Below are 25,465 nucleotides of genomic sequence, written 5' to 3' on the forward strand. Positions count from 1 at the left end.
TCATTTCTGGATGGCGGCATTTCTTGCCGGGTTGCGTTTTCCAGTACGCCAGAGCTGCCAGCCAAGATTCATGCCGGTTGCGGCAATCACAATCGCCACTGCCCCGATGATCTGGGCGGTATCCGGGCGATAGCCGAACGCGATCAGGTCGACCAGAATTGCAACAACCGGATAGATGAAGGACAGCGACCCTTGCAAATGGGTGGGTAGTTTCTGAACCGCGCCATACATCAGCACATACATGATCCCCGTATGAACCACGCCAACCGTGACAAGCGCGCCCCAGCTTGACGGATCATCGGGCAGGTTATCCAGATTCGCAAAGGGGGCCAGCATCAGGATACCGATACAAACCTGTATTAGCGCGATCAGATGCGGCGGGGTGCCTTTAAGCTTTTTGGTGATGATCGCGGCAACCGCCCAGAAAAAGGCTGCGACCAGTGCCATCGCGATGCCGCCGGCATAATTGGTGCCGGTAAAACCGCCATCGGGTTTGTCCGATATGATCAAAAGCAGACCGCCAAACGCAATGGCAAGCCATGCGAATTTATTTGCTGTCAGCTTTTCACCAAACAGCAATGCGCCGAACATCACCAGTATGAAGGGTTGAGTGTTGTAGACTGCCGTTGAAACCGAAATAGAGGCCATCGAATAGGACTGGAACAGCAGAAACCAGTTGGTCACGATGGCAACGCCGCCAAGCGCTGCCCAGCCCAATGTCCGCAGGTTCAAAAGTCCACGTAACAATCCCATGCCAGCGCAGACGACAAACAGGGCACCCGCCCCGAATACGCACCGCCAGAAAACAACATCAAGGGCGGATTGCCCCGACATAACGACGAACCAGCCAATTGTGCCCAGAATCGTCATGGCTGCGGTCATTTCGACCGTGCCGCGCAGTTTTTCATCCATCGGAATGCTCCGTTAAACTGATTTTATGGATGAAATTTGCGCCTTTTTTCGGCCTCGTTCCATGGCTTGAGATTGAAAATATCGGTTATTTGATTAATTATATAAAGTTGAGGTGGCAGATTTATGGAAAAAGTAAAGTGATCGACGAAATCGACCAGAAGATATTGAAAATCCTGATTGATGATTCGCGCGTCTCGCAAAAGGAACTGGCTGCCCGTGTCGGATTGTCATCCCCCGGCGTGGCGGAGCGGGTCCGGCGTTTGGAAGAACGCGGGATCATTCGTGGTTTCACCATTGATGTAAATCCAGAGGCTCTTGGTTATCCCCTGCAGGCGATCGTGCGCATTCGCCCACTGCCTGGCAAATTGCACATCGTTCAGCAAATGATCGAAGAAATCCCCGAATTTGGTGAATGTGACAAGGTTACGGGTGATGATTGCTATATCGCGCGGCTTTATGTCCGTTCGATGGGGGAACTTGATACATTGCTGGACCGGATTGTCGATAAGGCCGAAACCAATACATCAATTGTGAAATCAAAATCGGTTGAACGACGGATGCCGCCACCGGTTATGCGTTCGTCTTAGCAAGCGGCGTCGTCGGCGCTTCGCTTGCCTTTTCACCGGTTCTGATCCGTGGTGGCCCGGTAACCCGGCTTGCCAATAGTTTGACCCGGCAGGTCGGGATCAGGCCGCCGAATAATCATCCTTGGCCTGTTGCTTTCGCAGGACGCGGTTAACGGCCCGTTCAACCGCCCTTCGATCCGTCGCATCGGAGACGTCACGTGCGGCTGCGCGTCCGATGAGACGGGCATGTTCGCGAAGGATTTCCTGCTGTCCGGGGTGGCGGGCAAGGCCAACGAGACTTTCAAGGACCTCTGCCATCGGCAGAAGCACATCGGGCTTGCCAGCAGCCGATTGGCGAATCTGATCGAATGCAGCGTCCAGCATGCCGCCGAAATCAGAAAGATTGGCGCAGATACGTTCTTTGCCCTGATCATCCTGCCAGAGCCCAAGCGGATAATGGAAGCTCATCGCTTTTGGCAACGCACGGCCCAGACGATAGATCACGGCAATGGCGGTAAACGGGTCGTTGATCCCGGGCGACAGGGCGCGCAAGGCAATTTCGACCAGTTGGCGCAGGGCAAATTCGATATCAAGCAGGGCCGTGCGCTGATTGCCGATCATGATTTCGTGGTCAATGTCATCGCGGATTTTGTCGGTATCGATGTCGCTGCTTTTGTCGGGTGCGGGCGGATAGGGGCTGATTTCGCCGATAATGTCACCGGCAATCACATGCTGCCCGGCGCGGATCGTCAGGGCGATTTTGATGTCGGTGCGGATGGCAAGTTCAAGCAGATCGTCATAGGCAATTCCCTGAACATATCCCGATTTGGTCGCCCTGAGGACCTGCCCGGGCTGGATCGAGGCCACGTCGGGCAGCACGCAGTCAATCCCCGCCGCCCGCTTGATCGGCTTTTCAAGGGTTTCAAGCGATGCGGCAATGGTGGTTTCCAGATTGGCCCCGACATTGTGAATCACCTGATCGGCAACGATGGATCGGCCAAGATGATGTACAAACAGGATCAGTACGAACAGGCTGATGACAAAAAGCGCAATGCCCGCCATCGCGGCAATTTGCGGTATCTGGTCGTTTTCACCCTGTCCGCCCGAGATGACAAGGGTTGTGATCAGAAACAGGATCGATCCGACAAAACTGCCAAGTGAATTCTGGGTTTTCGGGTCGCCCATGAAATTGCGGATGGTACGCGGCCCAAGTGACCCGGCGGCCAAAGTCAGGACCACCATGGTCACCGAAAGGGCAAAGGTGGTCATCGTCACCAATGTCGCCAGCAGGGTCGATGTCAGGTCCTGCACGGTTTCAATCGTGCCAAAACGTGGCCAGAAATCCGGAAGGCTTCTGATCATTTCCGTGCCCGGCAGCCGGATGGTCAGCAGGGCGAAAATGGCACCGCCAATCGCATACAGAAGCGGGGTAAACCACAGGCTGTGGCTTATGATTTCCCAGAGCCGGATAAAGCGATGAAACATTTTTCAGAGACCCCAGTTCGTGTCATGTGCTTTGCGTGGCGACATATGCCGCCCGTCGGCAAAGCCAGCACCGGGACAGCGATCATCATATGAACGCTCGACCTGCAAAGCCGGTTCCCGGCCGATGACGGGAATTCATGCCATAGCATATCACGGAAATTTCAATGCGGTCGCCCAAGCCGGATGCCACCTATGCAAATTTGGCGGTTGCCGGGTTTTAAAAAATGAACCAAATTCGATTTTGCGTCATTTAATCATACAGGCATCGCGATGAACCGGCAGGACATCCCGGAAAAATCACCCGTAAAGCAACGGGCGAACCGCACAGAAAAGCGCCAGCAGCGCGAAGAGCTGATTGTTCAGCGCGCGGGAGAACTGATTGCGCAATACGGATTTTTCGAACTGAAAATGTCCGACCTTGCACGGGCTTGCGAAATTTCGGTCGGCACGCTTTACGCCCATTTCGCCAGCAAGGAAGACCTTCTGCTGGGGCTTGCCATTACAGCCGGACAGAAACGTGCGCGGTTTTTTGATCATGCGCGCGCCCATGATGGCAGTGCGATGGAAAAGTTCATTGTCGCCAGTCTGCTTGATATCCGCTTTTCCCTTGAACATCCCGAATGGTTCGAGGCGGAATATCTTGCGTTGGCACCTTCGATCTGGACGCGCGCGACGCCATCACATCATCAAAGCCAGTTGGCGGAGGTCGGCCGGATTACCGAGATGTTTCAAAGCTTTCTGTCGGCGGCAGCCGATGAACTTGGCATTTCGCATGATGTGATTGCGCGAACACGTAACCTCAATCTTGGCAGTTGGGGGCTTTCATTTGGCATGAATGCCCTTGCAATGTCGGAAATAACCGACCGTCATTACGGCACGGAACTGCGTGGCAATGCGATTGATATTTTCTGCGACAGCCTGGCCGATCTTCTGGCCGGGGCGGGATGGCATGTTGATGACGCCCGCCAGATCGTGCGCGACCTTGCCGCACGTTATGCCGATCTGCCCGAAGATGCGACATAGTCGCCACCCACGATTTCCATAAACCGCTGCCACCAAAAAACGCCCAAGGAGTATTCGCCCCATGTCCCAGGAAACCAAAACCATGACTGCGGTCTTTTTGACCGTACTGTTCGGTTTTGCCGGGTTCAGTCTGCCTTATCCGGTTTTCAGCCCGATGTTTCTGAAACCCGAACTGGGCTTTCTTGACCCATCCGTGCCGACGGAATACCGCACGATGCTTTTGGGTGTCGCCATGGCGCTTTATCCCATCGGGCAGTTTATCGGTGCCCCGTGGCTGGGGCGGGTGTCGGACAAGCTTGGCCGTCGACCGGTTCTGATGGCGTCGCTTTTGGGGGCGGCACTTGGTTATCTTGTGACGGCGTATGGGGTCGCCAGCGCGAATTTGCCGCTGGTTTTGGCCGGGAGGTTCGTGTCCGGCCTGTGCGAGGGCAATATGGCGATTGCACAATCGATTGCATCGGATATCAGCCGCCCGGAAACCAAGGTGCGTAATTTTGGCCTGATTACGGTGGCGATCAATGTTGGCTGGATCATCGGGCCATTGATGGGCGGCTTTTTCTCCGACCCGACCATTCATCCGTCCTTTAACGTTTCCTGGCCGTTCTATTTTGCCGCGGGCATGTATGCCTTTAACCTGTTGGTGGTGTTCGTGATCCTGCGTATCCCCGAATATGCGCGTCGTCGCGGCACGCCAAAGGGCATGACACCACCGGCCACGCGCACCGTTTGGGCGACGATCAAGGATCCGGACCTTTTGCCCGGTTATGTGATTTCGTTTTTCAGCTATATCGCGGTTTATATCTTCTTTGCCTTTTTCGGGGTCTATCTGGTGCAGAATTACGACGTCACCAGCAGCTTCCTTGGCATGTGTTCGGCAATCATTTCGATCCCGCTAATACTTGCCGGATTGACGGTTGATCGCGCGCAGAAGATTTGCGGTCTGATCGGTGTTGGCACACTCGGGCATCTGTTTTTGGGGATCGGCCTGATCACATTCCTGATCCCCGATGGGCTGGTGTGGATATTTGTGCCCATGTGTCTGGCGGCGTTTGGTATTGCCTGGTGTGAGGTGACAACCAGCCTGTTTATTTCCAACGCTGCCGGATCGCATGAACAGGGGCAGGCATTGGGCGTTTATCGTTCCGTCCACGTGCTTGCCGAAGCCGCAGCCGTGCTGATCGGCGGGGTTTTGGCCGGGGTCGCCAGTTATGCGCCCTTCTTCCTTGGCTTTGTTGCCGCGATGCTTTGTGTGATCGGTATTCTGGGCTGGCTGCGCATACGGCAGGCAACTGCAGACGTTCCGGTGGCTTAAGCTCACCACATTTTCAGATATCAATCGGTGCATGGGCGGCCCGCGCAATCAGTTCGGCCGCCCTGTCGCTGCCTTTGCGGTCCTTGCCCGGCAGTTTGACAAGCTCATCGGCAAGTTCGCGGGTTTCCTTGATCCCGTCGAGGTCGGCACTGATTTCCATCACCCGGTCCCAGATCGCCGTGTCATCCATGCCGCCCATAACGGTCAGGGTGATCGCCCGGTTAAGGGCGGCTTCGGCATTCTCGGGATCATGGCTCAGGATCAGCTCGAACGCCTCAAACGCCGCAATCAGATGCCCTTCGCGCAGATTGATAACGCCCAGATCGTTCGATGCGATCAAGGATGCGGGATCAATTCGCAACAATTGCTCGATCGCGCGGCGTTCGCTATCGATATCGTCATTGGCGCGATGCGCACGGGCAATCAGGCGGTGGATGGCGGCATTTCCCGGTTTGTGATGGGCTGCATTTTGAAACGCGCCAAGTGCGCGATCAGGCTGTTCAAGTTCCAGCAAGGCCTGCCCGCGCAATACCAGCAATTCCGGATCAATCGGATGATTGCGCAGAACAATATCGACATGGTTAAGGGCGGATCTGGCATCGCCGTTCTCAAGCAGGGCGCGTGCAATGTGATGAAGGCATTTCTCGTGACCTTCATCAGATTGCAATACGGTGCGATATTCGCCGAGTGCTTCGGTTAGTAAACCTTTTTCATGAAGGGCCCGGGCAAGCCCGAACCGGGCTTCAAGATTATCCTCATCCTCGCCCAGTGCCTGGCGTAACATATTGATTGCAGCGTCATATTGGCGTCTTTGAAGTGCGGCAAGCCCCATATCCGCAAAGGACATAGTGGTCATGCAAATTCTCCCAACCTTGGTATCATCCCGTTATCCGACCTATCGGATTTATCGTATTTCGATGGGATTATAGGCGGTAGAACGGTCATTTCCACCCCTGATCTATGTTTAGGGGAAGAGCACAGCAGGTTTTCTCCAGCCCTATAAAATCCCTGCCAATAGGGACGCGGGCGAATCAGCCCTTGTCCGCAGCTATTCTTGCCCTTACCTTGACGCAAACGTCAACTTATGTTGCAGGGCGAAAATGAAGTTTCAGGGTACGGAAAATTACGTCGCGACCGAAGATCTGATGGTGGCGGTCAATGCCGCGATTACCTTGCAGCGGCCGCTTCTGGTCAAGGGCGAGCCGGGAACAGGCAAAACCGTCCTGGCCGAGGAAATTGCCAAATCGCTTGGCAAGAAGCTGATTACCTGGTCGATCAAATCAACCACACGTGCGCAGCAGGGTCTTTATGAATATGACGCTGTTTCGCGCCTGCGTGACAGCCAGTTGGGTGATGCGCGCGTGCACGACATTGCCAATTACATCGTCAAGGGCAAGCTTTGGGAAGCATTCGAGGATGAAAGTGCACCGGTTCTGCTGATTGACGAAATCGACAAGGCCGATATCGAGTTCCCCAATGATTTGCTTCAGGAACTCGACCGGATGGAATTCTTTGTCTATGAGACACAGGAAACCATCAAGGCGGCCAATCGCCCGATCGTGATCATCACATCGAACAATGAAAAGGAACTGCCCGACGCGTTCCTGCGACGGTGCTTTTTCCATTATATCCGCTTCCCGGATGCCGAAACCATGGCCGAAATCGTTGCGGTCCATTTCCCCGATATCCAGAAACGTCTGGTGTCGGAGGCCCTGAACCTGTTTTACGACATGCGCGATGTTGGCGGGCTTAAGAAAAAGCCGTCAACATCGGAACTGCTTGATTGGCTAAAGCTTCTGATGGCCGAAGATTTGCCGCCCGAAGCATTGCGGGCCAGGGACGCCAAAACCGCCGTGCCGCCACTTCATGGGGCGCTGTTGAAAAACGAGCAGGATGTTTACCTGTTCGAACGTCTTGCCTTTATGGCGCGGCGCGAAGGGCGTTAGACCATCATGTTCACCGGCTTTTTCTACAAGCTGAAAGAAGCCCGCGTTCCCGTCAGTCTGCGCGAATATCTGACGCTGCTTGAGGCCGTCGAAAAGGGCCTTGCGAACCACGCGGTCGAGGATTTCTATTACCTGGCGCGTGCAGCACTAGTGAAGGATGAACGCCATCTTGACCGGTTCGATCAGGTCTTTGGTGCCCATTTCAAGGGCGTGGTTGATCTGGCTGACGGCATGGATGAAGTTGCCAAGGTCGACATTCCCGAAGAATGGCTGCGCAAGCTTGCCGAAAAATTCCTGACCGACGCGGAAAAGGCCGAGATCGAGGCGCTGGGTGGTTGGGAAAAGCTGATGGAAACCCTTAAACAGCGGCTTGAGGAACAGAAAGGCCGTCACCAGGGCGGCAATAAATGGATCGGCACCGCCGGAACATCGCCCTTTGGCGCCTATGGCTATAACCCCGAAGGGGTGCGGATCGGGCAGGACAAATCCCGTCATCGTCGTGCGGTCAAGGTCTGGGACAAACGCGAGTTTAAAAACCTTGATGACAGTGTCGAAATCGGCACGCGCAATATCAAGGTGGCCCTGCGGCGTTTGCGGAAATGGGCGCGGACCGGGGCGGCAGATGAACTTGATCTGCCCGGTACCATTTCATCAACCGCCCGTCAGGGCTGGCTCGATGTGCAGATGCGCCCTGAACGGCACAATGCGGTCAAGGTGCTTATGCTGTTTGATATCGGCGGGTCGATGGATGACCATATCAAGGTGTGCGAGGAGCTGTTTTCGGCGGTCAAAACCGAATTCAAGCATCTGGAATATTATTACTTCCATAATTGTCCCTATGAAGGGCTGTGGAAGGACAATGCGCGCCGCCGCACCGATCAGGTTTCAACATGGGATGTGATCCGGACCTATGGTGCAGATTACAAGCTGGTGATTGTTGGCGATGCCACCATGAGTCCCTATGAAATCACCTATCCCGGCGGCTCGGTCGAACATTGGAACGAGGAAGCCGGGGCGGTCTGGATGCAACGTTTGCTCGATCATTTCGAACATGCCGCCTGGATCAATCCGCAGGCGGAAAACTGGTGGCAATATCACGGCTCGATCCAGATCATTCACAAACTGATGGATGGTCGGATGTATCCGCTAACCCTTGAGGGGCTTGATCGGATGACCGGGGAATTGAACCGCTGATATCGGTGTCAGGAAACTGATCGGAAGGTTGACATGGCCGTATCCGCTCACAAGTCCGATGATATCGCCGGGTAAGAAACCGCCTCTGGACCTGATCAATATATCCCCGTGGTCTATCGATATGAACCTGCGCATTTCCAAACCGCCCTATTCATACCGCGACGACAACACGGTGCCGGACTTTGACGATTCCCGTCCGGTGATTGTGATGGATGGGCAGTGCGGCCTGTGTGCCATGACGGCCCGCTGGATGGCGCATGCCGACAAAGCCGGAGAATTTGGCATCTGCCGTTCGCAGACGGAACTGGGGACGGCGCTTCTGCACCATTATGGTATTGATGCGCAAAAACCCGAAAGCTGGCTCTATATCGTGGATGGTCGGGCTTATAGTGCGCTTGACGGTATCATTCGCGCCGGTGCACGGGTAGGGGGCACCGGATGGCTGTTTCAACCGCTCAGGATTTTGCCGCGGTCATTGCAGGACGGGCTTTATCGATGGGTGGCGCGAAACCGTTACAGGATATTTGGCCGGACGGATATGTGTGCGCTGCGCGATGAGGCTTTGCGCGTCAGATTGATGGAGTGAAACCAACCCATTCCGATCATGCCGGCCCCAGAAACAGATAGCTTTCGGTTTTGGCGATACCTTCCATGGTGCGCACGGTCGTGACCACCTGATGAAAATCCGAAAGGGCAGGCACCTGAATTTCCGCGATCAGGTCCCATTCGCCATTGGTGGTGTGAAGGGCGGCAAAGCCAAGGTTTTTGCGAAGGCTCGCGACCAGCGTTTTTACATTCTTGCCCGATAGCTCGATCATCATCACACCCCGAATGGTACCGTCCGACGCATCATCGCGCAGGCGCACGGTAAATCCGGCAATCACCCCCTGATTGATCAGGCGATCCATTCGGGTTTTAACCGTTCCGGCTGCAACCCCCAAAAGCTGCGCCAGTTTCGGGACGGATGCACGCGCATTGATGCGCAATTCGGCAAGAAGGCGGCGGTCAAGATCATCCATAATTTCGTTCCGGTTTGATGGTTTCGTCAATTATCCTGATGAAATAATCAATTTCCAATCGAAAATTGTATCAAACTGGCATTTTAACTGTTTTCGGCAAAGCATATCCTGTTGTCTCGTCATCAGGGAGCAAACACATGGCCATGCCGGAAAAACAATGGGCACCTTATGCCCGTACTGCTGAAATCGCCGACCGCCTGACCCGTTTTGGCAGTGTTACCGGCAGCGCAGGGGAAGCCGATATCACAGGGCTGATCGTCGATATTTTGCGTGAAATTCCTTATTTTCAGGATAACCCCGACAATATCGCCGTGATCGACAGCCATCCGGTGGCGGGGGGCAGCCGGATGGCAAAAAGTGTTGCCGCACTGGTGCGGGGAACCGGGCGCAAGACAATGGCAATGGCCGGACATTTTGATGTGGTGTCGATTGAAAACTATCATGATCTGAAACATCTGGCTTTTGAACCCGATGCGCTGTGCGAGGCCCTGATTGCCGATCTGTCCAGTCGGGAAAATCTTAGCGATGCCGAGGCACTTGCTCTTCGCGATTTTCAGACCGGTGATTTCATCCCGGGGCGCGGATTGCTTGATATGAAAAGCGGCGATGCGGCGGGCATTGCATTTCTTGAACATTTCAGCCAGCAGCCGGACCGGAAGGGCAATGTCATCCTGTTCCTGACACCTGATGAAGAACGCAATTCATGCGGTATGCGCAGCCTGCGCAATGCGTTGCCGGAATTGGCCGGGCGATGGAACCTCGATATTGTCGGCGGGGTCAATCTGGATGCCAGCAGCGACCCCGGCAATGGCGAGGCCGGGCGCGCAATTTTCCATGGCTCGGTCGGGAAGCTTTTGCCCTTTGCCTTGGTGGTGGGTTTGCCAACCCATGTCGGTTATCCGTTTGATGGTGTTTCCGCCCATGTGATCGCATCGGAAATCATGCAGGCGATCGAGGCCAATAGTAATCTGTGTGATCGCGGCATGCGTGAAACCGCACCGCCCCCGGTCTGTCTTGAGGCCCGCGATGTGCGCGATAACTACGAAGTCACCACACCAGAACATGTCTGGATGGCGTTTAACTGGCTGGTGATGGGGAAAAGCTGTGCCGAACTTATGGGCGATTTCACCGCCATCGTAAAGGATGCCGGAAACCGTGCACTTGAACGGTTTGCCGTCCACGCGGCCCGCTATGCCAAGGCCTGCGGTCAGGCTGCTCCCGCACCTTTGCCATCCTTGCGCATGGTCACAATTGCCCAATTGCGTGACATGGCCTTTGCATCGGGCGGCAGCGATGCGCTTGACCAGATCAATGCGGTGGCCATTGAAACGGCACGGGATAACAATCCGCTCAACCGTACCCGCATTATGGTTAGGGCCATGCTGGCCGAGGCACATCTGCGCGGCCCGGCCGTAGTGACCGGTCTGGCCGGTTTGCATTATCCGGCTGTTCATGTTGATCGCGCAAAGGATATGGACCGTCAGTTTCTGGATGCGATTGACCGGGCCCGCACCACGATAGAGGCCCGCCACAAAACGCAGATTTGTGATCGCGGTTATTTCATGGGCATCTCGGATATGAGTTTTTTCGGACATGTGACCGATACCCGTGACACAGAAACCATCGCCGCCAGCACCCCGATAGAGGAACTGGTGGATCGCCCGGTTGATGATGTTCTGACCTATCCTGTGGTCAATATCGGTCCGTGGGGGCGGGAATATCATCAACGTCATGAACGGCTTTATGCGCCCTACGCCTATCATGTGCTGCCCGATTTTCTGGCCGAAATCGCGGGAGAGCTTTTGGGCTGATCACTATCATTGGCAAAGCAATCCACGGAAGACGGACAAGCGTAACAGTTGCATGAAACTTTGAGTTCTTGCCTTCTGCCTTGTTCCTGCCGCATCGTTTCGTCACTATGCTGGGCAAAACTTATGCGGAAATAAGGAGTTATGGGATGCTGATGAAATCTGCGCGCGCCGCCATTCTGGGAACGGCACTTGCTGTTCTGCCACTGTCGATCACACCGGCAATGGCACAGGACAGTACCCTTGAAAGGGTGGTGATCGCCCATCGCGGGGCATCGGGCTATCTGCCCGAACATACCCTGCCGGCAAAGGCGCTGGCATATAGCATGGGGGCAGATTTCATCGAACAGGATGTGGTGATGTCCAAGGACGGTGTGCCGGTTGTCCTGCATGACATCCATGTCGATACCACGACCGACGTTGCCAAAAAATTCCCCGACCGCAAACGCGAAGATGGCCGTTACTACGCGATTGATTTCACGTTGGAAGAACTCAAAAGCCTGAATGTCACCGAACGGTTCAAGGCCGATACCGGGGATCAGGTTTACCCGAACCGCTTCCCCGGCGAATACGCGATTTTTAAAATTCCCACACTGGAAGAAGAAATTGCCATGATCCGGGGGCTTAACAAATCAACCGGGCGTGATGTCGGCATCTATCCGGAAATCAAGGACCCGGCATGGCACAAGGCCGAAGGGCAGGATGTGACCGCCGCGGTCATCAAGGTCATGGAACATTGGGGGTATGGCACGCCGGAATCCAATTCCTATGTCCAGTGTTTTGACTGGGAAGAAACCAAGCGTATCCGCAACGACCTGAAATATCAGGGCAAGCTGGTTCAGTTGCTGGGTGAAAACAGATGGGGCGCCCCCGAGGGCACGGATTACGATTATCTGAAAACCGATGATGGTGTGGCCGAAATGGCAACTGTGGTCGACGGGATTGGCCCGTGGCTGCCTCAGGTCATCGAAGGGCTTAGTGCCGATGGCACGGCGATCATGACGCCAACGCTGATTGCAGCCCAGCGTGCGCAGTTGGAAGTCCATCCCTATACCCTGCGTGCCGATCAGTTGCCGAAATGGGCAGGCGACATGGATATCGCGCTTAAGGCGATTTTTGATGATGCCGCAATCAATGGCATCTTTACCGACTTCCCCGATCAGGTTGTCGAATATCTGGCGGTGCGACCGCAGCAGGACTGATTACGCTCGCGTGTTGCGGTCTGGAACAGTTCCGGGATACGCGCGTTCTGGTCCGGGTAGGCTAAACGAAATAGACTGTTTCCAATCTGACTGTATCCGTCAGGCGGCAGTTGCCGCATTCTGATAAAGATCGATTTTCAACTCAAGGAGGCAAAATTGGCCAAGGTTCTGGTTCTTTATTATTCGATGTACGGACATATCGAAACCATGGCAAATGCCGTGGCCGAAGGCGCGCGCGGGGTTGCGGGTACGCATGTTGATGTTAAACGCGTGCCGGAAATCATGCCCGAAGATGTTGCCAAGGCTGCCGGTGCAAAGCTTGACCAGGTTGCCCCGATTGCCGCGGTTTCGGATCTTCCGGAATATGATGCAATCATCTTTGGTGTCCCGACCCGTTTTGGCAACATGTCGGCCCAGATGCGCAATTTCCTTGATCAGACCGGTGGCCTGTGGGCCAAGGGCGCATTGATCGGCAAGATCGGTTCGGTATTTGCCTCGACCGGAACCCAGCATGGCGGCCAGGAAACCACCATTACCTCGACCCATACGACACTACTGCATCATGGCATGGTCATTGTCGGCGTGCCTTATAGCTGTGCGGGCCTGACCAATATGGATGAAATCACCGGCGGGTCGCCTTACGGTGCGTCAACGCTGGCCGGTGCAGACGGTTCGCGTCAGCCGTCAAAGAACGAGCTTGATATCGCCAAATTCCAGGGCAAACACGTTGCCGAACTGGCCGCCAAGCTGGCCGTTTAAACGGTTTTCCATCGGTTTTCAGGCCGCGCGGCAATCTGTCGTGTGGCCTTTTCTTTATGTGATTGGATTGTTGCGGGAAACAATCCGATGCGTGATTGATCATTGTTTCGCGACAGTTTTCTGCCAGATTGAAGGGCAGAGAATGATGTTTTAACGAAAGGACTGTTCATGTCTGATCATGTTAAAAAACCGCGCGGTGTTGCCCGTGTTATCCGTGCGATGGATACATCCGACGGGGCCGGTGTGTCGCTGAAACGGTCCGTCGGATCGCCGCAGCTTGATATGCTCGACCCGTTTCTGATGCTGGATTCCATTTCAACCGACAATGCCGACGAATACATTGCCGGTTTCCCCGAACATCCCCATCGCGGCTTTGAAACGGTGACCTATATGGTCGAGGGAGCCATGCGTCACAAGGACAGCATGGGCAATGAAGGTGTTCTGCGTTCGGGTGGTGTGCAGTGGATGACCGCAGGCAGCGGGATTTTGCATTCCGAAAGCCCGGAGCAGGAAGATGGTCTTTTGCAGGGCTTCCAACTTTGGATCAACCTTCCGGCCAAGGATAAAATGGTAACCCCGCGTTACCAGAATATCGAAGGCAGCGACGTCGTCGAACTCAGCCCCGAAGACGGTGTCGATCTGCGTCTTGTCGCCGGTGATTTCATGGGTAAAACCGGGCCGGTCAATGGCATTGCTACCAAGCCGGTCTTTATTGATGCCAAACTGGCGGCTGGTCGCGAGGTGACCCTGCCGGTGTCCAGAGGCCATGCCGCGATGGTTTATGTCTTTATCGGGGACGCGATTGTTGCTGATAAGGCGATCACCACGCATCATCTGGCCGTTCTGGATGATGGCGATAGCATCACGCTTAAAGGCGGCCCCGAAGGTGGTCGGATGCTTTTGATTGCGGCCCGTCCGCTGCATGAACCGGTTGTTCGCTATGGCCCGTTCGTCATGAGCAGCAAACAGGAACTGATGCAGGCCTTCGACGATTATCAGCGTGGCCGGTTTGTCCGTGCGGCGGCTGTTTCCTGAAAAAGACATTCATAAAGTTCCAGAAACCCCGTCAAACTTTTGGCGGGGTTTTTCTTTTGCGGGTATCGGGCGATATTGTGATGTGGGCAGGTTCGAAGTCTTGCACGGCTTGAAAGAAACACCCGCCCCCCTAACCTATAAGATGCAGGGGGCAGGAATGCCCTGCGGAGTGGGTCGGGAATGAAAAAACAATGGGTCATGATGCTGGTGTTAGCCGCGTTGCTGATGATGGCGGCGCAGGCAAAGGCCGATCATGTCCGGATCGTGACGGGGGATTACTTTGCCCCCTTTACAGGCCGTGATCTGCCCGACGGTGGTATCATGACCGAGATTGTCCGGCGCGCATTCGAGATTGCCGGGTATGATCATGCCGAAATTATCTGGCGGTCCTGGCGTCAGGGCTATGACATGACGGTCAAGGGGGAGGTCGAAGGTACTTTCCCCTATGCCTATACTCCGTTTCGTGCGCGCGCAGTCCTGTTTTCCGAACCAGTTGCCAGCCTGTCGGCTTTTGGCTGGTATGCGAAATCTCGCCAGAATTTTGAAACCATCGATGATTTGAACGGTACAGCACTTTGCCTGCCGCTGGGCTATGCCGAACTGGGCAGGACAAGTCAGATGCTGGCAACCGGGCGGGCAACCCGCCATGCACCGCCCGATATGCGTACCTGTTTCAAACTTCTGGAAGCCGGGCGGGTCGATATTGTGGTTGCCCCACGGTCAGAAGCCCACGATTCCATACGCGCCGCCGGACTGGAACTGGATCATTTCGGCAATATTGATGAACCGCTTTCGACCATGCCATTGCATTTCGTGATCGGCCTGAACCATCCCAAGGCTGGCAAAATCATGCAGGATTTCAATACAGCCCTTCTGGAATTACGCGACAGTGGCGAGCTGGCCCGGTTGCTGAACCGCGCGCAATACTGATCACCTGACCGGAACGGAATATCCGCCAGAATCATGATTTTCCGGCAACATCATCCTCGACAATCCAGCCTTTTTCCGTACGGCACGCGGTTTTTATTTGGCTGCTGGTGCGGTTGTGTGCGCTCAGGGATTGCCTATAGGTGCGGCACCAAGCGCCCTTGTCGGTTTGCAGCGTTTTAAGCGGGGTGACCGCAATCGTAATGTTACCCTTGCTGGTCATGGTTTTACCTGAAAGCGTATCTTCCAGTGTTGCCTGAACCAATGCTGCAAGGCGTTTGCGATCTGCTGCCGGGATTTTGGTCGGTGCCGGGCCAAAGGTAATCAGTTCCTCGCTATGGTCCTGACCCGATTTCCAGTTGCGTTCGCGTTTGACGTAATAACCGATTTCGGGCGCGTACCACCATTTCGTGGTTTGCATCCACCATTGCTGCCAGTAACGTGCACATTCAACGATATAGGTATCAAAGGTCCCGGCTTCTACCGTCACGGTTTCCGTTGCGGGTACGCTGCAGGTCAGCCATTGTTTATACTGATCGGGCTTGCCGGTTTCGGGATCGATATTTTGCGACGTGGTATAAATCCGCACCTGCTTGTCAAATGACAGCGGCCAAATGCTCTCTGATCCGTCGCGAAGGGATGCCGTGCCTGATCGTTTTTGACCTTCCTTATCGGTATAGGACCATTCAAGATTGGGCAGGGTAAAATCGTCCGTCGTGACGAAACTGTAATCGCCGCCGCCATTCCAGAAGATTTTTTCCCCTGACGTTTTGGTCACGTACACCGCCCGGCCACTGTCAAAGACAAAAGCATCCCCGGTTCCGAATTTCGGCAAATTCGCCGATCCCATATCCGGACCATCATTGGTCCGTTCTGTGGCATAGGCAGACATGCCGTCATTGAGTTCATTCAGGGATTGGGAAAAGCTGTCGAGTGTATTGGTCACCTGACAACCGGCGGTTGCGGCCATCGCCAGAAAGGGAAAAATCGCCATCGCATATCGCGAAGCGGTCAAGCAGCACATCGATCCTGATCCTCGTGTTCTTTTTATCAAGCGTTCTTTTGATTTTGGGCCTGTTGACCATAAGGGCGTTGCGACCTGAGAAGCGGTCGCAACGTACATTGTTGATTAAAGCTTCTGTTCTGGCGCCTTGGACAGGTTTTCCATATCCATAGCGCCCGGTATCAGCCGATAAACCGTTTCCCAAACGCCGGAACCGGTTCGGCAGGCCCGGCCGAAGAAGGCATTGGCTTCGGTGGCGGCTGACGGGAAGGTCACCTGATATTCACGGCAATACAAGCCGTTCTGCTGGAAGGTTCGCAGCGGTTCGATCAGGGTTTCGCTTTCACCAATATCGGTTTTGCGGAGCGATACCTTGCGGATCGTGCCGCTTAGTGTGTTTTCCAGCGTTTCACTGATCTGAGCATCCAGAACCGGGTTGTTGACCGGTGAATATTCCGCAAGCTGTGCATTGGTGCCATTCGGCGCAAGATTTTGCGAAAACCAGTTACCACCAACAAAGGCCAGAAGGACTGCAGCCGCCGCACCGATACCGGTGAAAATGGCCGTGCGCGTATTGGAGTTTGCCGCTTTGGGAATCGCAACAGACGGCGCGTCATTGGTCATGGATGATGCCGTTGAGGATTGCCCGTCAAGGATACCGGCGATCCGTTTTGACAGGTCGGGATATACCGTATCGCTCAAAAGGCGTTCGGACTGGCTGCGTAACATAACCGACTGTCGGGCAATGATTTCGAATTGCCGTCGCATCCTCGGGCAATTGCCGATCCGGTCTTCCACCTTGCGGCAATCCGTCGGACCAAGCTCACCATCGACATAGGCAGACAGCAAGGCATAATCCTGTTCTGACAAACTATTACTCATGATGATCCTCGCTGAATGTCTTCATCGTCATTTTCGGTGCCGTCCTCGTCATGAAGACGGGCCAGATAGGTACGCGCACGGGCCACCCTGCTCATCACCGTTCCGTGCGGAATATCCAGAATGCCGCCTGCCTCGCGATAGGTGTAACCCTCAAACAAAACCAGTGTCAGGGCAGCGCGCTGTTCTTCGGGCAGGCTGCCAAGCGCCTTTTGAAGGAACATGCGGTCTGTGCCGCCATGCCCATGCGAGGGCATGGTGATCTCACGCGCGTCCTCAAACGAAATCACGACACCACGGCGTTGCTCGCGCCGTTTTTCATCAATCCAACTGGTCTGGACAATCCGGAACATCCAGCTGTCCAGACGTGTGCCGCGCTCATACTGATCGATCCGCTCGACCGCTTTAATATAGGCGGTCTGAACGAGATCCTCTGCTGCGGTGGCATCACGGGTCAGCGATCTTGCAAATCGCAGGATGCGGGGCAGCAATTCAGTCATTTCTGCGCGTATTGCCGGTTCCAAACCGAACTCCCGACCGTGATCATCTTTTTAAATCTGGGGTCTTGTTACGCAGATAACGCGCGCGAGCGTCTGTTTCTTCCATCACAGTTCAAAAAAATCCGAAAAAAAAGTTCAACCAGCGGGATGAAAATGGAAAGCCTGCGCGTTGTCCTTGCAAATCACCGGATGAAAACATCCACAAGGTTGGACCTCATAGGTGGGGACGAAAAAATGAAAAGCGGAAAAAAAACAATCATGCGTAACCGCATCTGTACAGCCGCAATTTTGGGTGCCGGCACCTTTGCCTTGATCGGCGCGCCGGTATCGATTGATTTCGGCAAACTGGACTTCTCGGCCAAAACCGCAATTGCCCAGGGAAATGGTAATGGTGGCGGCAACGGGAATGGCGGGGGTAACGGCAACGGTGGTGGCAATGGCGGGGGGAACGGGAACGCTGGCGGGAACGGCGGCGGGAACGGTGGTGGAAACGGCAATGGCAATGGTGCTGGCGGCGATGGCGGGCCTGGCGGTCCCGATGGCCCGGGCAACAGCAGCAATGCCGGTGGTAATGGAAACGGCAATGGTAGAAATGCTGATGCTTCCGATGGCCCGGGCAATAGTGCCGCCGCAAAATCAAAAGCACAGGACCTCGGCCTACAGTCGAAAGGCAAAGCCTTCGGACGCAGCGGGCCGGGCCCGGCGGGAGTAGAGGGTGAGGATGTAGAACGCGGCATGCCGCCGGGTATCGGGCGTGCTCCCGGGCTGGCTGGCGCGCTTCCGCCGGGAATTCAAAGGGTCTTTGGGGCTCCGACCGGGCCGGATATCGACCCGGACATTGAACAGGACATTATCGTTCATGGCTGGAAAGAACTGACCCGCCCGGATGACGATGTCGATACTCCGGACGACGGTGAACCTGATCCGGGTGACACCGGGGATGCTGGCGACACTGGCGATACTGGTGATACCGGAGATTCGGGAGACGATACAGGTGACACCGGCGACACCGGTGACAGTGGTGGCGACACGGACGATACCACTGATACCGGTGATACAGGTGGCGACGATACAACAACCGACGCAACCTGACCTCAAAAGCAGCTGATCCTGCTTTCTGCTGTACGTTCTTTGGTTGGGACACGCAGCAAACTTATCCCCGCTGGTCCCTTCCGGCGGGGCTTTTTTGTCGTTCCAACCGTGCTGATCTCGGGCAAAACAAAACCCCGCCCAGTTTGCACCGGCGGGGTTTCATCATTCTGGCAAGATGCCGGGCAATCAGCCCATGGCAACTTTCAGGCCTTCGTCAAGTTTGTCGAGGAACTGCGTGGTGGTCAGCCACTTCTGGTTCGGACCGATCAGCAGCGCTAGATCCTTGGTCATGAAGCCGGCTTCGACGGTGTCGACACAGACTTTTTCAAGGGTTTCAGCAAATTTCACAACGTCCGGGGTGTTATCGAACTCGCCACGGTACTTAAGGCCCTGCGTCCAGGCAAAGATCGACGCAATCGGGTTGGTCGAGGTTTCTTTGCCCTGCTGGTGCTGACGATAGTGGCGGGTGACGGTGCCGTGTGCTGCTTCTGCTTCTACGGTCTGCCCGTCCGGCGTCATCAGAACAGAGGTCATCAGACCAAGCGAGCCAAAGCCCTGTGCGACGGTGTCGGACTGAACGTCGCCGTCATAGTTTTTACAAGCCCAGACGAAACCACCATTCCACTTCATCGCGCATGCAACCATGTCATCGATCAGGCGGTGTTCATAGGTGATGCCAGCAGCCTTGAATTTGTCGGCAAATTCGTTCTGGAAGACTTCCTCGAACAGATCCTTGAAGCGGCCGTCATAGGCTTTCATGATCGTGTTCTTGGTCGACAGGTAAACCGGCCAGCCAAGAGCAAGGCCATAGTTCATGCAGGCACGTGCAAACCCGATGATGCTGTCATCAAGGTTGTACATCGACATGGCAACGCCCGAAGACGGGAAGTCGAAGACTTCGTGCTCGATAGGCTCGCCACCGTCTGCCGGCTGGAATTTAATCGTCAGTTTGCCTGCACCTGGAACCTTGAAGTCGGTCGCACGGTACTGATCACCAAAAGCATGACGACCGATAACAATCGGCTGGGTCCAGCCCGGAACCAGACGCGGAACGTTCGAACAGATGATCGGCTGGCGGAAAACGGTACCGCCGATGATGTTGCGGATGGTGCCGTTCGGCGACTTCCACATTTTCTTCAGGCCGAATTCCTCGACGCGCTGTTCGTCAGGCGTGATGGTCGCGCATTTCACGCCAACACGGTGTTCCTTGATGGCATTTGCCGCATCAATGGTGATCTGGTCGTTGGTCTCGTCGCGTTTCTGAACCGACAGATCGTAATATTTAAGATCAATGTCGAGATACGGCAGGATCAGTTTGGTTTTAATGAAGTCCCAGATGATCCGGGTCATTTCGTCGCCGTCGAGCTCGACGACGGGGTTCTTCACTTGAATCTTGCTCATGGAATACTCCCTTTCTGGCCGCGGCCAGGATACAGCGCGGCTGCCATTTGACATTTCATCCGGCGCGCGAGGGAGCGCCCTGGCCGCGTCGGGAGCCCGCAACATACAGGATGAAATCAGAAAATCAAAGAGGGCGGCGCAACATCCTTGTTAAGACTTTCGCGCAAGGCGGAAACTGGCGAGTTTTTGCGCTTTGACCTGTTACGAGTTGACCCGGAAAAACGCTGGTTTGCCCGATATTTACACCATTACCTGAATTAATGTGCATCATGCGGGCAGGGGGCATGCCCTGTGACGGCACATGATCCTGATCAAAGAAAACAGTTGTGGAATGGGTCAAACTCGCATTTGTCGGGTTTAAGGGGGAAGACTCCGGCGACGCCAAACCGGAACCACATGGGGGATTCCATGAACCTGCCTTATGAAACCAACATCATCATTGCATTGTGTATTGTCGGCTTTTGCCTTTTGGCCGTCGGGTTCAGTTTCCGCGACCGGAACTTGGGCCTTGCCCTTATCTGGATCGGGGTGATCACAATGATGGGGCCAATTGCCTATCGGCTGCTGATCATGTTCTGAACCGGGAAACCATCCCCGGGACGGCATGGTTATGACTGTACCGGAACTTCCTGATCGACGGTTGCCGGGTCTATTCCATATCCGCGCAAGAACATATCGACTGCCGCGATCACATGGGCATGCAAATCCTTTGCATGTGGTTCCCAGCCAACATAGGTCATCTGCCGAAAATCATAATCGGCCTTAAGCAGGCTTGTGAAAAATACAGCGGCCTGTTTCGGATCGCCCTTGGGGAAGGTGCCCTCGTTCATCTGGCGTTCGAAATAGGATGTGATGATCCGGCGGCCGCTCATCAGGCCGCTTTCATAAAATACCTTGCCCAGATGCGGGAACCGCGGAACTTCCGACAGGAACAACCGCATATAACGAATGGTTTCCGGTGTGGTCAGAAGCGTCATCAGCGTTTCGCCAAAATGGATCAGGGCCGCGCGCAGCGGCATCTGTGACAATTCCAGATCGGCCATGACCGCAACCACACGCCCCGTGCAATCGCGAATCACCGCTTCGAATACACCGTCCTTGTTGCCAAACAGTTCGTAAATGGTTCGTCGCGAACCGCCAGCTTCGGCGGTGATCATTTCAAGTGTCGTGCCCGAAAGGCCATGCTCACAAAAAAGTTCACGGGCCGCATCGATAAGAGCTTCGCGGCGCTTCATGGTTCTTGGATCGATATTTCGCGTTTCGGACAAGCAACTGTTCCAATTCTGCACTTGACGCTTGGTACTGCCTAGTACCATAAAGAGGCAAATGGTACTGATCAATACCAAAAGGATCAAACGGACGATGAATGTGAAAAAGGTCATACTGCCCTTGATCGCTGCGGCGATTATCGGTGGCGGTGGTTATTACGGGTTCTATTGGGTGACCGAAGGTCAGTACCACGAATCCACCGACAATGCCTATCTGCAGGCCGACGAAGTCGCGATTTCGCCCAAGGTTTCGGGCTATGTCGGTGACCTTCGGGTTGCCGAAAACCAGCCCGTCCGGAAGGGCGAGCTGATGCTGACGATCAAGGACGAAGATTACCGGGCCGAACTGAAGCAGGCAGATGCCGCCCTTGAGGCGCGCCGTGCCGCGGTTCGAACCATGGATGAACAGATCACCCTTCAGATGGCAGCCATCGATCAGGCGAAAGCCAATCTGCGCATCGCCAAAGTCGATCTGGATCGCACGTCCGAGGATTACGCGCGTTACGAGGATCTGGTGAAAAAGGGCGCGGCCAGCCGCCAGAAATTCGATTACGCCAAGGCGGATCTCCAGACCGCACAGGCACAGGTCGCCGCTGCCAATGCGACCCTTGCGGTCGAGGAAGGGCGGATAGGTGTCCTGCGGGCGCAAAAAGTCGAAGCCGAACGTGCCGTGTCACAGGCCGAGGCCGCGCGCGATATCGCCCAGCAGGCGCTTGATGACACGCGTATCTATGCCCCCTTTGACGGTGTGATAGGCAACAGGTCGGTTCAAACCGGCGCGCTGGTGCAGCCCGGCGAACAGTTGCTCGTGCTTGTGCCGCTTCCGGGTGTCTATGTTGTGGCCAATTTCAAGGAAACCCAGATCGGCCATATGGCACCGGGCCAGAAGGTCCGGATCGAGGTCGATGCCTTCCCCGATGCCGATATCACCGGCCGGGTCGAAAGCTTTGCCCCTGCCACCGGTGCGCAATTCAGTTTGTTGCCGCCCGAAAATGCCACCGGCAACTTCACCAAAATCACCCAGCGCGTCCCCGTGCGTATTGCCCTTGATAACAGCGAGCTTGCCAAGGCTTTGCGCCCCGGCCTGTCGGCTGTTGTGAATGTCGATGTGCGTGATGATGATGGGGACGAGCATGCCGCCGGTACCGGCCTTGCCAGTGTCGTAACGCCGACCCCGGAACTGTCGGAGCGCAACTGAAATGAGCAATGCCGCCACCAGCCCCGGTTCCATAGCCCGGCCCGATGATCCGGTGCAGCATGTCGATACCACCAAGTTTATCGGCTGGGTCGCGATGGTGGTCGGCATGTTTCTGGCGATCCTCGATATCCAGATCGTCGCAAGCTCGCTTGAAAACATTCAGGCCGGTCTTTCGGCAAGTCCTGATGAAATCGGCTGGGTTCAGACCAGTTACCTGATTGCCGAAGTCGTGATGATCCCGCTTTCCGGTTTTCTGTCGCGCCTGATCTCGACGCGCTGGCTGTTTGTCTTCTCGGCCATCGGCTTCACAATCTTCAGCATCGCCTCGGCCTTTGCCTGGTCAATCGAAAGCATGATCTGGTTTCGCGCCGCGCAAGGGTTCCTTGGCGGGGCGATGATCCCGACCGTGTTTGCCACGACCTATATTATTTTCCCGGCGGATAAACGGAATACCGCCTCGGTCATGATCGGTCTGATTGCGACCATGGCGCCGACCGTGGGGCCGACTTTGGGCGGGTATCTGACGCAGTCGTTTTCGTGGCACTGGCTGTTTTTGATCAATGTTTTGCCGGGGATGCTGATTGCGCTTGTGGTGGCTGTAACGCTTGATGTGGATCGCGGTGACCGGTCATTGCTGCGCGGTTTCGATCTGCGCGGATTGATTGCGATGGCGGCGTTTCTCGGCAGTCTGGAATATGTTTTGGACGAGGGACCAAAAGACGACTGGTTTGATGAACGCGCCATTGTTTATGGCGCTGTTATCTGCGTGATTTCGGGGCTCTATTTCTTCCGGCGCATGTTCACCTATGACCATCCGATTGTCGATCTGCGCTCGTTCAGGGATCGCAACTTTGCCATGGGCTGCATCTTCAGCTTTACACTTGGCATCGGGCTTTATGGCAGTGTCTATATTCTGCCGCTGTTGCTGAGCCGTGTGCGCGGCTATGACAGTCTGGAAATCGGCACCATCATGGCGGTCACCGGCATCTGCCAGTTCATATCGGCCCCGATTGCCGGGAAACTGACGGCCAGATTGCCCGCGCGCGTTGTGCTGGGCTTTGGCCTGGCGCTGTTTGCGGTCGGGGTTGCCCTAAACGGTTTTCAGAACAGTCAGGTATCGTTCCACGAACTGATTCTTCCACAGGCCGTTCGCGGTTTTGCCCTGATGTTCTGTATGTTGCCGATCACCAATCTGGCGCTTGGCACCTTGCCACCGGAAAAGATCAAGAACGCCAGCGGCCTTTATAACCTCATGCGTAATCTTGGCGGGGCGATAGGCTTGGCTGCGATTAACACCATGCTTGATAAACGCACTGATCTGCATTTCGCGCATCTGGCCGAACATATCAGCACCTCCAGCACGGCGTTTCAGAACTATCTGGAGACCATGACAGCACGATATAGCGCGATGGGCCTTCCTGATCCGCAGGCCAGTGCGATGAAATCCATCGTCAATATCGTCACGCGCGAAGCCAGCATGATTTCATTTAACGACGTGCAGCTTGCCATGGCGGGCATCTTTGTTCTGGCTTTGCTGCTTCTGCCGCTGGCGCGTCCGGCAAGACCGGGCAAACCATCCGCCGACGCACACTGAAAACAGGATATTCATCCACCAGACAGAAAAGGCCGCACATCTCTCCCCCGACCCCGTAAGCGAAAGCTTGAGTGCGGCCTGACCGGTTCCCGTTCCCTCGGGGACCGGTTTTCTTTTGGCCAACCAGCTTGATTAACTTTTGCGTGGCACTTTCCGGCCCAGTAACAGGGTCACAGACAGAAAACGCCCGGTTGGGGAAACCGGGCGTTTCGGTCCATCCGGAAGGGAGACTAACCGGATGGAAACAGGGTCGGACGGCCAATTTTTTGGGAGGCTGGCCGTTTGGTATGTGCCCTTACGAGAGGGGGCTCGTTGGGGGCGTAGGCGACCCTGCATTGGTGGCGCGAGGGGACGCGTTTTGTTTGGTCTTCTATTCGTCTCAGGCCGGGGCCGGATCGGTTGTGCCAGGTGACCTGAGCCGCTTGGCATGGCGGCGTTTCGAATAGGTGATCTGTATGATGCCCAGCATCACCAGAAGGGCGGAAATCCAGAAAACGCTGTCATGGGTCGGGGCCGGCGTCAGGGCAAACCGCGCGGCAAGCATTTCGAGCCCCAGCAGGATAAAGGGCAGGATGCTTGTTGCCAGAATGTATTTCTCCATCCCGGCTGTCTTGATGGACCGCAATGTCAGGACCATGGCAGGACCGCGCAACAGCGTGCCAAGGATCAGACCGGCCAATATGGTTTCGATCCCGAAGAACCCGTCAAGCGAGGTATAGGGGATCGGAACCGGGCTGATGGCGCCGATCAGCGGTGGGAAGATCAGAAACACCGAGGCGGTAATCAGCAGCAAAACCCCGGTAAAACGCAAATGCGACCATGCATCCCTGATCTGGTTATCGGGGTGTTTTTCCGCCAGAACCGATGATGAAATCGCCGTAACCTCGGATGCCAGCATCAGCCACACCGCCGGATTGGCAAAGCCGTCGGGTAGATGCCACGCAAGGAAGCCTGCCCCGGCAAGCAGGATCGCATGGCCGAACCATTCCGATTTGCCCGGTACGCGGCCAAGGATAAAGGCCGCAGCAAGGGCAGCCATCGGCATGCCGGTTTGTGACAAAATCCCGCTTTCAGGCGAGCTGATATAAACCAGTGCCGCGGTCCAGCTGACCCCGGTCAGGACGCGCAAAATTCCATAGGCCCAGTTGATGCGCAACGTGAATTGTCGCCACGGAATGGTCCGACCGGGGGCAAGCATCACCAGCGCCAGCCCGCCAAAGACCAGTTGCCAGCACGTCATGGCATAGACATCGACATCAAACGCCGTCAATGCGATCCGGTTGCACACCAGAAGCATCGCCCAGACGACAGTCGTGCTGACAAGCAGGATCAGAATCGGCAT

Annotated in this window: 25 protein-coding genes; 15 read left to right on the plus strand and 10 right to left on the minus strand. The window is 55.3% G+C overall.

The window, feature by feature from the left end:
* Complete coding sequence (locus LG297_RS04115) at positions 1 to 912, minus strand: DMT family transporter (RefSeq protein WP_404425403.1); 912 nt, start codon at positions 910 to 912, stop codon at positions 1 to 3.
* Between the two features lie 137 nt (positions 913 to 1,049).
* On the opposite strand from LG297_RS04115, the gene LG297_RS04120 reads away from it, so the two are divergent.
* The gene (locus LG297_RS04120) at positions 1,050 to 1,499 is read left to right on the plus strand and encodes an Lrp/AsnC family transcriptional regulator (RefSeq protein WP_404425405.1); all 450 of its coding nucleotides are present in this window, start codon (positions 1,050 to 1,052) and stop codon (positions 1,497 to 1,499) included.
* 99 nt (positions 1,500 to 1,598) lie between these two features.
* Here the strand turns inward: LG297_RS04120 and LG297_RS04125 are convergent, their stop codons facing one another.
* Entirely contained in the window at positions 1,599 to 2,963 is a 1,365-nt protein-coding gene (locus LG297_RS04125) for a DUF2254 domain-containing protein (protein ID WP_404425407.1), read from the minus strand.
* 270 nt (positions 2,964 to 3,233) lie between these two features.
* On the opposite strand from LG297_RS04125, the gene LG297_RS04130 reads away from it, so the two are divergent.
* Together LG297_RS04130 and LG297_RS04135 are read left to right on the plus strand one after the other, a co-directional pair.
* Positions 3,234 to 3,986, plus strand: a complete 753-nt coding sequence (locus LG297_RS04130) for a TetR/AcrR family transcriptional regulator (protein ID WP_404425409.1) — start codon at positions 3,234 to 3,236, stop codon at positions 3,984 to 3,986.
* Positions 3,987 to 4,047: 61 nt separating this feature from the next.
* The gene (locus tag LG297_RS04135) at positions 4,048 to 5,298 is read left to right on the plus strand and encodes an MFS transporter (protein WP_404425411.1); all 1,251 of its coding nucleotides are present in this window, start codon (positions 4,048 to 4,050) and stop codon (positions 5,296 to 5,298) included.
* Between the two features lie 13 nt (positions 5,299 to 5,311).
* Here the strand turns inward: LG297_RS04135 and LG297_RS04140 are convergent, their stop codons facing one another.
* Positions 5,312 to 6,154: a tetratricopeptide repeat protein gene (locus LG297_RS04140; protein WP_404425413.1), complete on the minus strand. Its 843-nt coding sequence runs from the start codon at positions 6,152 to 6,154 to the stop codon at positions 5,312 to 5,314.
* Positions 6,155 to 6,398: 244 nt separating this feature from the next.
* Between LG297_RS04140 and LG297_RS04145 the strand changes: the two genes are divergently transcribed.
* The 3 genes from LG297_RS04145 (at position 6,399) to LG297_RS04155 (ending at position 9,024) form a co-directional block, all read left to right on the plus strand.
* A complete protein-coding gene (locus tag LG297_RS04145; RefSeq protein ID WP_404425415.1) occupies positions 6,399 to 7,244 on the plus strand; it encodes an AAA family ATPase in 846 nt (281 codons plus the stop codon).
* Positions 7,245 to 7,250: 6 nt separating this feature from the next.
* The gene (locus LG297_RS04150) at positions 7,251 to 8,438 is read left to right on the plus strand and encodes a VWA domain-containing protein (RefSeq protein WP_404425417.1); all 1,188 of its coding nucleotides are present in this window, start codon (positions 7,251 to 7,253) and stop codon (positions 8,436 to 8,438) included.
* A gap of 121 nt (positions 8,439 to 8,559) precedes the next feature.
* Positions 8,560 to 9,024 (plus strand): thiol-disulfide oxidoreductase DCC family protein, encoded by a 465-nt coding sequence (locus tag LG297_RS04155; protein WP_404425419.1) that lies wholly within the window; start codon positions 8,560 to 8,562, stop codon positions 9,022 to 9,024.
* A gap of 16 nt (positions 9,025 to 9,040) precedes the next feature.
* Here the strand turns inward: LG297_RS04155 and LG297_RS04160 are convergent, their stop codons facing one another.
* Positions 9,041 to 9,457, minus strand: coding sequence for an Lrp/AsnC family transcriptional regulator (locus tag LG297_RS04160; protein WP_404425421.1), 417 nt, complete (start codon positions 9,455 to 9,457; stop codon positions 9,041 to 9,043).
* 137 nt (positions 9,458 to 9,594) lie between these two features.
* Here LG297_RS04160 and LG297_RS04165 point away from each other — a divergent pair, with 137 nt between their 5' ends.
* The 5 genes from LG297_RS04165 (at position 9,595) to LG297_RS04185 (ending at position 15,191) form a co-directional block, all read left to right on the plus strand.
* Positions 9,595 to 11,268, plus strand: coding sequence for a M20/M25/M40 family metallo-hydrolase (locus LG297_RS04165; RefSeq protein WP_404425423.1), 1,674 nt, complete (start codon positions 9,595 to 9,597; stop codon positions 11,266 to 11,268).
* Between the two features lie 146 nt (positions 11,269 to 11,414).
* Positions 11,415 to 12,467: a glycerophosphodiester phosphodiesterase gene (gene glpQ / locus LG297_RS04170; RefSeq protein ID WP_404425425.1), complete on the plus strand. Its 1,053-nt coding sequence runs from the start codon at positions 11,415 to 11,417 to the stop codon at positions 12,465 to 12,467.
* Positions 12,468 to 12,623: 156 nt separating this feature from the next.
* A complete protein-coding gene (gene wrbA / locus LG297_RS04175; RefSeq protein ID WP_404425427.1) occupies positions 12,624 to 13,226 on the plus strand; it encodes an NAD(P)H:quinone oxidoreductase in 603 nt (200 codons plus the stop codon).
* Between the two features lie 168 nt (positions 13,227 to 13,394).
* On the plus strand, positions 13,395 to 14,261 hold the full coding sequence (locus LG297_RS04180; RefSeq protein WP_404425429.1) for a pirin family protein: 867 nt from the start codon (positions 13,395 to 13,397) through the stop codon (positions 14,259 to 14,261).
* A gap of 180 nt (positions 14,262 to 14,441) precedes the next feature.
* Positions 14,442 to 15,191, plus strand: coding sequence for a substrate-binding periplasmic protein (locus LG297_RS04185; protein ID WP_404425431.1), 750 nt, complete (start codon positions 14,442 to 14,444; stop codon positions 15,189 to 15,191).
* Positions 15,192 to 15,222: 31 nt separating this feature from the next.
* On the opposite strand, the gene LG297_RS04190 is transcribed toward LG297_RS04185, so the two are convergent.
* The 3 genes from LG297_RS04190 to LG297_RS04200 form a co-directional block, all read right to left on the minus strand.
* Positions 15,223 to 16,182 (minus strand): hypothetical protein, encoded by a 960-nt coding sequence (locus tag LG297_RS04190; RefSeq protein WP_404425433.1) that lies wholly within the window; start codon positions 16,180 to 16,182, stop codon positions 15,223 to 15,225.
* A gap of 135 nt (positions 16,183 to 16,317) precedes the next feature.
* On the minus strand, positions 16,318 to 17,073 hold the full coding sequence (locus tag LG297_RS04195) for a hypothetical protein (protein WP_404425435.1): 756 nt from the start codon (positions 17,071 to 17,073) through the stop codon (positions 16,318 to 16,320).
* On the minus strand, positions 17,070 to 17,570 hold the full coding sequence (locus LG297_RS04200; protein ID WP_297014412.1) for an RNA polymerase sigma factor: 501 nt from the start codon (positions 17,568 to 17,570) through the stop codon (positions 17,070 to 17,072). Before LG297_RS04200 ends, LG297_RS04195 begins: the two co-directional genes overlap by 4 nt.
* Positions 17,571 to 17,828: 258 nt before the next feature.
* Here LG297_RS04200 and LG297_RS04205 point away from each other — a divergent pair, with 258 nt between their 5' ends.
* Positions 17,829 to 18,662: a hypothetical protein gene (locus tag LG297_RS04205; RefSeq protein WP_404425437.1), complete on the plus strand. Its 834-nt coding sequence runs from the start codon at positions 17,829 to 17,831 to the stop codon at positions 18,660 to 18,662.
* A gap of 186 nt (positions 18,663 to 18,848) precedes the next feature.
* Here the strand turns inward: LG297_RS04205 and LG297_RS04210 are convergent, their stop codons facing one another.
* Positions 18,849 to 20,063 (minus strand): NADP-dependent isocitrate dehydrogenase, encoded by a 1,215-nt coding sequence (locus LG297_RS04210; protein ID WP_404425439.1) that lies wholly within the window; start codon positions 20,061 to 20,063, stop codon positions 18,849 to 18,851.
* 408 nt (positions 20,064 to 20,471) lie between these two features.
* Here LG297_RS04210 and LG297_RS04215 point away from each other — a divergent pair, with 408 nt between their 5' ends.
* On the plus strand, positions 20,472 to 20,642 hold the full coding sequence (locus LG297_RS04215; RefSeq protein WP_404425441.1) for a hypothetical protein: 171 nt from the start codon (positions 20,472 to 20,474) through the stop codon (positions 20,640 to 20,642).
* Positions 20,643 to 20,671: 29 nt separating this feature from the next.
* Here LG297_RS04215 and LG297_RS04220 read toward each other — a convergent pair whose 3' ends face one another.
* Positions 20,672 to 21,331 carry a TetR/AcrR family transcriptional regulator gene (locus tag LG297_RS04220; protein WP_404425443.1) on the minus strand — a complete coding sequence of 220 codons (660 nt, stop codon included), beginning with the start codon at positions 21,329 to 21,331 and terminating at the stop codon, positions 20,672 to 20,674.
* Between the two features lie 94 nt (positions 21,332 to 21,425).
* Here LG297_RS04220 and LG297_RS04225 point away from each other — a divergent pair, with 94 nt between their 5' ends.
* Together LG297_RS04225 and LG297_RS04230 are read left to right on the plus strand one after the other, a co-directional pair.
* Positions 21,426 to 22,529, plus strand: coding sequence for an HlyD family secretion protein (locus LG297_RS04225; protein WP_404425445.1), 1,104 nt, complete (start codon positions 21,426 to 21,428; stop codon positions 22,527 to 22,529).
* A gap of 1 nt (position 22,530) precedes the next feature.
* Complete coding sequence (locus LG297_RS04230; protein ID WP_404425447.1) at positions 22,531 to 24,123, plus strand: DHA2 family efflux MFS transporter permease subunit; 1,593 nt, start codon at positions 22,531 to 22,533, stop codon at positions 24,121 to 24,123.
* Between the two features lie 379 nt (positions 24,124 to 24,502).
* On the opposite strand, the gene LG297_RS04235 is transcribed toward LG297_RS04230, so the two are convergent.
* Positions 24,503 to 25,465: an EamA family transporter gene (locus tag LG297_RS04235; RefSeq protein ID WP_404425449.1), complete on the minus strand. Its 963-nt coding sequence runs from the start codon at positions 25,463 to 25,465 to the stop codon at positions 24,503 to 24,505.

Origin of the sequence: Thalassospira australica (assembly GCF_044790785.1) — a bacterium.
Lineage (GTDB): Bacteria > Pseudomonadota > Alphaproteobacteria > Rhodospirillales > Thalassospiraceae > Thalassospira > Thalassospira australica_A.

Bases quoted from the DNA above. Each gene is read 5' to 3' on its own strand.
- LG297_RS04115 (WP_404425403.1), bottom strand. From the start codon at position 912: ATGGATGAAAAACTGCGCGGCACGGTCGAAATGACCGCAGCCATGACG.
- LG297_RS04125 (WP_404425407.1), bottom strand. From the start codon at position 2,963: ATGTTTCATCGCTTTATCCGGCTCTGGGAAATCATAAGCCACAGCCTG.
- LG297_RS04130 (WP_404425409.1), top strand. From the start codon at position 3,234: ATGAACCGGCAGGACATCCCGGAAAAATCACCCGTAAAGCAACGGGCG.
- LG297_RS04135 (WP_404425411.1), top strand. From the start codon at position 4,048: ATGTCCCAGGAAACCAAAACCATGACTGCGGTCTTTTTGACCGTACTG.
- LG297_RS04140 (WP_404425413.1), bottom strand. From the start codon at position 6,154: ATGACCACTATGTCCTTTGCGGATATGGGGCTTGCCGCACTTCAAAGA.
- LG297_RS04145 (WP_404425415.1), top strand. From the start codon at position 6,399: ATGAAGTTTCAGGGTACGGAAAATTACGTCGCGACCGAAGATCTGATG.
- LG297_RS04150 (WP_404425417.1), top strand. From the start codon at position 7,251: ATGTTCACCGGCTTTTTCTACAAGCTGAAAGAAGCCCGCGTTCCCGTC.
- LG297_RS04155 (WP_404425419.1), top strand. From the start codon at position 8,560: ATGAACCTGCGCATTTCCAAACCGCCCTATTCATACCGCGACGACAAC.
- LG297_RS04160 (WP_404425421.1), bottom strand. From the start codon at position 9,457: ATGGATGATCTTGACCGCCGCCTTCTTGCCGAATTGCGCATCAATGCG.
- LG297_RS04165 (WP_404425423.1), top strand. From the start codon at position 9,595: ATGGCCATGCCGGAAAAACAATGGGCACCTTATGCCCGTACTGCTGAA.
- glpQ (WP_404425425.1), top strand. From the start codon at position 11,415: ATGCTGATGAAATCTGCGCGCGCCGCCATTCTGGGAACGGCACTTGCT.
- LG297_RS04180 (WP_404425429.1), top strand. From the start codon at position 13,395: ATGTCTGATCATGTTAAAAAACCGCGCGGTGTTGCCCGTGTTATCCGT.
- LG297_RS04185 (WP_404425431.1), top strand. From the start codon at position 14,442: ATGAAAAAACAATGGGTCATGATGCTGGTGTTAGCCGCGTTGCTGATG.
- LG297_RS04190 (WP_404425433.1), bottom strand. From the start codon at position 16,182: ATGGCGATTTTTCCCTTTCTGGCGATGGCCGCAACCGCCGGTTGTCAG.
- LG297_RS04195 (WP_404425435.1), bottom strand. From the start codon at position 17,073: ATGAGTAATAGTTTGTCAGAACAGGATTATGCCTTGCTGTCTGCCTAT.
- LG297_RS04200 (WP_297014412.1), bottom strand. From the start codon at position 17,570: ATGACTGAATTGCTGCCCCGCATCCTGCGATTTGCAAGATCGCTGACC.
- LG297_RS04205 (WP_404425437.1), top strand. From the start codon at position 17,829: ATGCGTAACCGCATCTGTACAGCCGCAATTTTGGGTGCCGGCACCTTT.
- LG297_RS04210 (WP_404425439.1), bottom strand. From the start codon at position 20,063: ATGAGCAAGATTCAAGTGAAGAACCCCGTCGTCGAGCTCGACGGCGAC.
- LG297_RS04215 (WP_404425441.1), top strand. From the start codon at position 20,472: ATGAACCTGCCTTATGAAACCAACATCATCATTGCATTGTGTATTGTC.
- LG297_RS04225 (WP_404425445.1), top strand. From the start codon at position 21,426: ATGAATGTGAAAAAGGTCATACTGCCCTTGATCGCTGCGGCGATTATC.
- LG297_RS04230 (WP_404425447.1), top strand. From the start codon at position 22,531: ATGAGCAATGCCGCCACCAGCCCCGGTTCCATAGCCCGGCCCGATGAT.
- LG297_RS04235 (WP_404425449.1), bottom strand. From the start codon at position 25,465: ATGCCGATTCTGATCCTGCTTGTCAGCACGACTGTCGTCTGGGCGATG.